Consider the following 7,015-nt stretch of genomic DNA (forward strand, 5'->3'; position numbering starts at 1 on the left):
GAGCCGGCGTGCGCGGCGGGGGCGCGCCGCGCCTTCGGGGCATGCGGGGCGCCCCAAAGGCGCGGGTCGTACGGGGTGTGCCGGAGGTACCGGAGCCGTGGGCGGCGCGGCCGGGCGTCGGGCGTCACCGGCGGCATCCCGCCAGCCCGCCCTGCCCGCTGCCCCGGACACCGCTGCCGATCCGGCCGCCGGTGTGGTCGAAGGTGGAGAAGGCGTCGTGCACGGCGGCGCCCGCCGCGCTCAGAAGTCCCATCCGTCCTCCTGCGCGGCGCCGCCGCCGGCGCGGACCCCACCGACGGCCCCGGTGAAGGCATCGCCGGACATGCCCGCGGTGAGGGTGGAGCCGTCGGCCGGGTCGATCAGCAGGAACGAACCGGTACGGCGGGAGAGCGCGTAGGGGTCCAGCGGCAGCGGCTCGGCGGTGCGGATCCGCACCCGTCCGATGTCGTTGGCCACCAGCTCGCCCGGCTCGGGGTGGGGCGAGAGGTCGTCCAGGGTCAGCCGGGAGTCGATCTCCTTGACGATCGCCTTGACCGTGCGGGTGGTGTGCTTGAGCAGCACCCGCTGCCCCACCCGCAGCGGGGTGTCGTGCAGATGGCAGACGGTGGCGGTGATGTCCTGGCTCGGAGCGGGGGCGTCGTCGGCCGGGGCGATCAGGTCGCCGCGGGAGACGTCGAGGTCGTCCGCCAGGCGGACGGTGACCGACTGCGGCGCCCAGGCCGCCCGGACCGACTGGCCGAGCGCGTCGATGCCCTCGATCACCGAGGTGCGGCCCGAGGGGAGCACCGTCACCCGCTGCCCCACCCGCAGTACGCCGGAGGCGAGCCGGCCGGCGTAGCCGCGGTAGTCGGGGTGCTCGGCGGTCTGCGGACGGATGACGTACTGGACGGGGAAGCGGGCCACGTCCCCGGCCGGGTCGTGATCGACCTCGACGGTCTCCAGGTGCTCCAGGACGGTGGGGCCGCTGTACCAGTCCATGTGCCGGGAGGGGGCGACCACGTTGTCGCCGACCAGCGCCGATATGGGCACGGCGGTGACCTCCGGCACGCCCAGCGAGGCGGCGTAGGCGGTGAGCTCCTCGGCGATGGAGGCGAAGACGGCCTCGTCGTAGTCGACCAGGTCCATCTTGTTGACGGCCAGCACCACGTGCGGCACCCGCAGCAGGGCCGCGACCGCCGCGTGGCGGCGGGTCTGCTCGACCACGCCGTTGCGGGCGTCGACCAGGATGATGGCCAGCTCGGCGGTGGAGGCGCCGGTGACCATGTTGCGGGTGTACTGCACGTGGCCGGGGGTGTCGGCCAGGATGAAGCGGCGCCGCGGTGTGGCGAAGTAGCGGTAGGCCACGTCGATGGTGATGCCCTGCTCGCGTTCGGCGCGCAGCCCGTCGGTCAGCAGCGCCAGGTCGGGGCCGGCGGCGCCGCGGCTGCGGGAGGCGCGCTCGACGGCCTCCAGCTGGTCGGCCAGGACCGACTTGGAGTCGTGCAGCAGCCGTCCGACCAGGGTGGACTTGCCGTCGTCGACGGATCCGGCGGTGGCGAAACGCAGCAGGGAGGTGTCCTGCAGCAGTCGGGCGGCGGCCCCGTCGGCGGCGGGCTCGCCCGCCGCGGCGTCGCCGGTGGTGGTGGCAGCGATGGTCATCGTCAGAAATACCCTTCGCGCTTGCGGTCCTCCATGGCGGCCTCCGACAGCTTGTCGTCGGCCCGGGTCGCGCCCCGCTCGGTCAGCCGGGAGGCCGCGATCTCCGCTACGACCTGCTCGATGGTGGCGGCGTCGGAGTCCACCGCACCGGTACAGGACATGTCGCCGACGGTGCGGTAGCGCACCCGGCGCTCATGGAGCGTCTCGCCGTCCCTGGGGCCGCCCCACTCGCCCGGCGCCAGCCACATCCCGTCGCGCTTGAAGACCTCGCGGGTGTGGGCGTAGTAGATGGCGGGCAGCTCGATCTTCTCCCGCCCGATGTACTGCCACACGTCCAGCTCGGTCCAGTTGGACAGCGGGAAGACGCGCACGTGCTCGCCCGGCGCGTGGCGGCCGTTGTAGAGCTGCCACAGCTCCGGGCGCTGGCGGCGCGGGTCCCAGCCGCCGAACTCGTCGCGCAGGGAGAACACCCGTTCCTTGGCACGGGCCTTCTCCTCGTCCCGCCGCCCGCCGCCGAAGACCGCGTCGAAGCGGTTCGTCTCGATGGCGCGCAGCAGCGGCACGGTCTGCAGCGGGTTGCGGGTGCCGTCCGGGCGCTCGCGCAGCTCGCCGCGGTCGATGAACTCCTGCACCGAGGCGACGTGCAGGCGCAGCCGGTGCTCGGCCACCACCCGGTCGCGGTAGTCGATCACCTCGGGGAAGTTGTGGCCGGTGTCCACGTGCAGCAGGGAGAAGGGCACCGAGGCCGGGGCGAACGCCTTCAGCGCCAGGTGCAGCATCACGATGGAGTCCTTGCCGCCGGAGAAGAGGATCACCGGCCGCTCGAACTCGCCCGCCACCTCGCGGAAGATGTGCACCGCCTCCGACTCCAGCGCGTCCAGGTGGCTCAGCGCGTACGCCGCGGCGGCGGGCCCGGTGGTCGGTTCGGTCGAGGTCGTCACGCCAGTCCCCTCTCGGCGAGCAGTGAGTACAGCCGGGCCGCGGAGCCGTCCACGGGCTCGGTGTGCGCCTCGATCCGCAGATCCGGATCGGCCGGCGCCTCGTAGGGGTCGTCCACCCCGGTGAGCCCGGACAGTTCGCCCGCGGCCTGCCTGGCGTACAGCCCCTTCACATCGCGCTCGGAGCACACCTCCACGGGCGTGGCCACGTGCACCTCCAGGTAGGCGGTGCCCTCGGCCTGGTGGCGCTTGCGGACCGCCTCACGGCTGTCGGCGTACGGCGCGATCACCGGAACCAGGGCCTTCACCCCGTTGGAGGCGAGCAGTTCGGCCACGAAGCCGATCCGCTGCACGTTGGTGTGGCGGTCCTCGCGGGAGAAGCCCAGGCCGGCGGAGAGGAACTCCCTGATCTCGTCGCCGTCCAGCACCTCCACCCGGTGCCCCTCGTCGCGCAGCCGGCCGGCCAGCGCGTGGGCGATCGTGGTCTTGCCGGCACTGGGCAGGCCGGTGAGCCAGATCGTGGCTCCGGTGCCCGTGCCCGTACCAGTGCTGCCGGTTCTGTCCGTGCCGGAGGCGGTCGCCCCGCTCATCTGACGCTCCTCAACTCGACTGTCCTGGCCCGTACGGTCCTCGGGTTCACCATCAGCCGTGCAGTCCGCACTCGGTCTTGCCGCGCCCGGCCCAGCGGCCGGCGCGGGCGTCCTCGCCCTCCAGCACCCGCCGGGTGCAGGGCGCGCACCCGATGGAGGGGTAACCGTCCATCAGCAGGGGGTTGGTGAGGACGCCGTGCTCGGTGGCGTAGGCGTCCACGTCGCCCTGTGTCCAGCGCGCGATGGGCGAGACCTTGACCTTGCGCCGCCTCTCGTCCCAGTCGACGACGGGCGTCCCCGCCCTGGTCGGGGACTCGTCGCGGCGCAGCCCGGTGGCCCAGGCGTCGTACTCGCGCAGACCCTCCTCCAGCGGCCTGACCTTGCGCAGCGCGCAGCACAGGTCGGGATCGCGGTCGTGCAGGCGCGGCCCGTACTCGGCGTCCTGCTCGGCCACGGTCTGCCGGGGGGTGAGCGTGATGACGTTGACGTCCATCACCGCCGCCATCGCGTCCCGGGTGCCGATGGTCTCCGGGAAGTGGTAGCCGGTGTCGAGGAACACCACGTCCACACCGGGCGCCACGCGCGAGGCCAGGTGCGCGACGACGGCGTCCTCCATCGAGGAGGTCACGCAGAAGCGCGGGCCGAAGGCGTCGGCGGCCCAGCGCAGGACCTCCAGCGCCGGGGCGTCCTCCAGTTCGCGGCCCGCCTTCTCGGCGAGCCGCCGCAGCTCGTCGGCGTCGGCCCGAAGGCCGCACCGGTCCTCGGCGGCGTTCATCGCGCGGTGCCTCCCTCGGTGGAACCGGACCGCCGCAGGCCGTCGGCCAGCAGTCCGAGGAACGAGAGCCTGAAGGCGCGGTTGCAGGAGGCGCACTCCCACGCGCCGTGGCCGTCCTCGGACGGCCGCAGGTCCTCGTCGCCGCAGTACGGGCAGTAGAACGGCGCGGCGCGTTCGCTCACGGTGCCTCCTTGTGAGCTTCTCCGCCCGCGCGGCGGTCGGGTGCGGGTTTCGTGGTGGGGTGCGGGCCGGTGGCCGCGTGTGCGTCGCTCACGGTGCCTCCTTGTGAGCTTCTCCGCCCGCGCGGCGGTCGGGTGCGGGTTTCGTGGTGGGGTGCGGGCCGGTGGCCGCGTGTGCGTCGCTCACTTCAGAGCACCTTCGTCGGCCCGCGCCGCCCACTGGGCGAAGCGCTCGCCGTCCTGGCGCTCCTCGCGGAAGCGGGTCAGCAGGCGCTCGACGTAGTCGGGCAGCTCGGCGGCGGTGACCTTCAGACCGCGCACCTTGCGGCCGAAGCCGGGGTCCAGCCCCAGGGCGCCGCCGAGGTGGACCTGGTAGCCCTCCACCTGGTTGCCGTCCTTGTCGCTGACGAGCTGGCCCTTGAGGCCGATGTCGGCGACCTGGATGCGGGCGCAGGCATTGGGGCAGCCGTTGATGTTGATGGTGACCGGCTCGTCGAAGTCCGGCAGACGGCGCTCCAGTTCGTCGATGAGGGTGGAGCCGCGGCCCTTGGTCTCGACGATGGCGAGCTTGCAGAACTCGATGCCGGTGCAGGCCATGGTGCCGCGCCGGAAGACCGACGGACGCGCCGTCAGGTCCAGCGCCTCCAGGCCCTCCACCAGGGATTCCACCTGGTCCTCGGTCACGTCGAGGATGATCATCTTCTGCTCGACGGTGGTGCGCACCCGGCCCGATCCGTGGCCCTCGGCCAGCTCGGCGATCTTGGTGAGGGTGGCGCCGTCGACACGGCCGACGCGGGGGGCGAAGCCGACGTAGAAGCGGCCGTCCTTCTGGCGGTGCACGCCGATGTGGTCGCGCCAGCGCTGGGCGGGGGTCTCGGGGGCGGGGCCGTCGGCCAGCTTCCGCTTCAGGTACTCGTCCTCCAGCACCTGGCGGAACCTCTCCGCGCCCCAGTCGGCGACGAGGAACTTCAGCCGGGCGCGGTTGCGCAGCCGGCGGTATCCGTAGTCCCGGAAGACCGAGACGACACCCTCCAGGACGTCCGCCACGTCCTCCAGCGGTACCCAGGCGCCCAGCCGGACGCCGAGCTTGGGGTTGGTGGACAGGCCGCCGCCCACCCACACGTCGAAGCCGGGACCGAGTTCGGGGTGGCGCACACCGACGAACGACACGTCGTTGATCTCGTGCGCCACGTCCAGCAGGGGGGAGCCGGAGATGGCCGTCTTGAACTTGCGGGGCAGGTTGGAGAACGCCGGGTTGCCGACGACGCGGCGCTTGGCCTCCTCCAGCGCGGGCGTGCCGTCGACGATCTCGTCGGCGGCGATGCCCGCGACCGGCGAGCCGAGGAAGGCGCGCGGGGTGTCGCCGCAGGCCTCGGTGGTGGACAGGCCCACGGCCTCCAGGCGGCGCCAGATCTCGGGGACGTCCTCGATGCGGACCCAGTGGAGCTGGATGTTCTGCCGGTCGGTCACATCGGCGGTGCCGCGGGCGAATTCCTGGGAGATCTCGCCGATGACGCGCAGTTGCTCGGTGGTCAGCCGCCCGCCGTCGATGCGCACCCGCATCATGAAGTACTCGTCGTCCAGTTCCTCCGGGGCCAGGACGGCGGTCCTGCCGCCGTCGATCCCGGGCCTGCGCTGGGTGTAGAGGCCCCACCACCGCATCCGGCCGCGCAGGTCGCCGGGGTCGATGGAGTCGAAACCGCGGTGGGCGTAGATCGTCTCAATGCGCGTCCGCACATTGAGACCGTCGTCGTCCTTCTTGAACTGCTCGTTGGCGTTCAGCGGGGTGAAGTGCCCGGCGGCCCACTGGCCTTCGCCGCGGTGGCGGCCGGCCTTGCGGCGGGTCGGGGCAGCGCTGGCTGGCTTGGGGGTGTCGGCCATGGCGGTGTGTTCGTCCTTCTGCTGGACTCGGCTGCGCGGGAAGCGGACCGGATCCGCCCGGGTGTGCTGACGTGCGCGAACCCGGGCGGAAAGCGGTGGGCGGGGCCGCCTGCCCGCGACGACGGGGGCGGCGGATGTGCGGCGGTGCTGGGACTGTCAGCCCGCCGGACAGATGGCGCTGGACATGCGGCCGAGGTCGACGTGCCGCCGACTCACCAAGGCAATTCCAGCTCGAGACATGGCAGAAGCGTGGCATGAGCATCTCGCGGCAGTCCACCGTTATCCACAGTTCGGACAAAGATGTCCCGCTCTGCGAGACGAGGTGGTGTCGGTCGCGGGACCGGGAGGGTCCCGGCGGGGCTCACACACCCGCCCCCGGCCAGGGGCCGGGGGCGGGAACGTCCGGTTCGTCCCCGGTCCGGGTGTCGAAGAGACGGAAGCCGCGCCGCCGGTAGTTCGCCAGTGCGTGGGGGCCGTCCTTGCTGCAGGTGTGCAGCCACACCCGCCGGGTGGGCTCCCGGTCCGGCCAGCGCCCCGCCAGGTCCCAGGCGCGCGCGGTCCCGTACGACAGCAGGTGCCCGCCGATGCGCCGGCCGCGGAAGGCGGCGATCAGGCCGAAGTAGGTGATCTCCACCGTTCCTCCGGGCTGCGCCTCCAGCTCGATGTACCCGGCCGGGGTCCCGCGGTCGTACGCCACCCACGTCTCCACGCCGGGCCGCTCCAGGAACTCCCGCCACCGCGCGTACGTCCACTCCAGCCGGTCCGTCCAGGTGACGTCACCGCCGACGGCGGTGTAGAGGAAGCGGCTGAACTCCGGACCGGGCACCTCCGCCCGGATGATCCGGATGCCGGATCCGCTGTCCGGAGTGCGCGCGGGGGAGAGGTCGGAGGGGGAGGTCTGCTCCAGCGACCCGGTGTGCAGGCAGGCCGCGGGGCCGGCCGCGGCCCGCTCCAGCTCGCCGTCCGTCCACTGCCAGTCGGCGGTGCCCTCGGCGTGGAAGGAGTACTCGGCGC

Annotated in this window: 9 protein-coding genes; all 9 read right to left on the reverse strand. The window is 72.9% G+C overall.

Annotated elements, in window-relative coordinates; genetic code table 11:
- Nucleotides 1-124: 124 nt before the first annotated feature.
- The gene (locus tag AC2CJA_RS06840) at nt 125-253 is read right to left on the reverse strand and encodes a hypothetical protein (RefSeq protein ID WP_093660142.1); all 129 of its coding nucleotides are present in this window, start codon (nt 251-253) and stop codon (nt 125-127) included.
- On the reverse strand, nt 241-1,638 hold the full coding sequence (locus AC2CJA_RS06845) for a sulfate adenylyltransferase subunit 1 (protein ID WP_484601760.1): 1,398 nt from the start codon (nt 1,636-1,638) through the stop codon (nt 241-243). The genes AC2CJA_RS06840 and AC2CJA_RS06845 overlap by 13 nt, the downstream gene beginning before the upstream one ends.
- Nucleotides 1,639-1,640: 2 nt before the next feature.
- Nucleotides 1,641-2,579 carry a sulfate adenylyltransferase subunit CysD gene (cysD, locus tag AC2CJA_RS06850; RefSeq protein ID WP_484601761.1) on the reverse strand — a complete coding sequence of 313 codons (939 nt, stop codon included), beginning with the start codon at nt 2,577-2,579 and terminating at the stop codon, nt 1,641-1,643.
- Nucleotides 2,576-3,166: an adenylyl-sulfate kinase gene (cysC, locus tag AC2CJA_RS06855; RefSeq protein ID WP_484601762.1), complete on the reverse strand. Its 591-nt coding sequence runs from the start codon at nt 3,164-3,166 to the stop codon at nt 2,576-2,578. Before cysC ends, cysD begins: the two co-directional genes overlap by 4 nt.
- A gap of 52 nt (nt 3,167-3,218) precedes the next feature.
- On the reverse strand, nt 3,219-3,941 hold the full coding sequence (locus AC2CJA_RS06860; protein ID WP_484601763.1) for a phosphoadenylyl-sulfate reductase: 723 nt from the start codon (nt 3,939-3,941) through the stop codon (nt 3,219-3,221).
- A complete protein-coding gene (locus AC2CJA_RS06865) occupies nt 3,938-4,123 on the reverse strand; it encodes a hypothetical protein (protein ID WP_241715884.1) in 186 nt (61 codons plus the stop codon). The genes AC2CJA_RS06860 and AC2CJA_RS06865 overlap by 4 nt, the downstream gene beginning before the upstream one ends.
- A 180-nt stretch (nt 4,124-4,303) precedes the next feature.
- Nucleotides 4,304-6,001, reverse strand: a complete 1,698-nt coding sequence (locus AC2CJA_RS06870) for a nitrite/sulfite reductase (protein WP_484601764.1) — start codon at nt 5,999-6,001, stop codon at nt 4,304-4,306.
- A 156-nt stretch (nt 6,002-6,157) separates the two neighbouring features.
- The gene (locus AC2CJA_RS06875) at nt 6,158-6,241 is read right to left on the reverse strand and encodes a putative leader peptide (RefSeq protein ID WP_309471194.1); all 84 of its coding nucleotides are present in this window, start codon (nt 6,239-6,241) and stop codon (nt 6,158-6,160) included.
- Nucleotides 6,242-6,362: 121 nt separating this feature from the next.
- Nucleotides 6,363-6,923, reverse strand: a complete 561-nt coding sequence (locus tag AC2CJA_RS06880; protein ID WP_484601765.1) for a GNAT family N-acetyltransferase — start codon at nt 6,921-6,923, stop codon at nt 6,363-6,365.
- Between the last annotated feature and the right edge of the window lie 92 nt (nt 6,924-7,015).

It is taken from the genome of Streptomyces sp. ATLC9 (assembly GCF_057196705.1).

Bases quoted from the DNA above. Each gene is read 5' to 3' on its own strand.
- AC2CJA_RS06840 (WP_093660142.1), bottom strand. From the start codon at position 253: ATGGGACTTCTGAGCGCGGCGGGCGCCGCCGTGCACGACGCCTTCTCC.
- AC2CJA_RS06845 (WP_484601760.1), bottom strand. From the start codon at position 1,638: ATGACCATCGCTGCCACCACCACCGGCGACGCCGCGGCGGGCGAGCCC.
- cysC (WP_484601762.1), bottom strand. From the start codon at position 3,166: ATGAGCGGGGCGACCGCCTCCGGCACGGACAGAACCGGCAGCACTGGT.
- AC2CJA_RS06860 (WP_484601763.1), bottom strand. From the start codon at position 3,941: ATGAACGCCGCCGAGGACCGGTGCGGCCTTCGGGCCGACGCCGACGAG.
- AC2CJA_RS06870 (WP_484601764.1), bottom strand. From the start codon at position 6,001: ATGGCCGACACCCCCAAGCCAGCCAGCGCTGCCCCGACCCGCCGCAAG.
- AC2CJA_RS06875 (WP_309471194.1), bottom strand. From the start codon at position 6,241: ATGTCTCGAGCTGGAATTGCCTTGGTGAGTCGGCGGCACGTCGACCTC.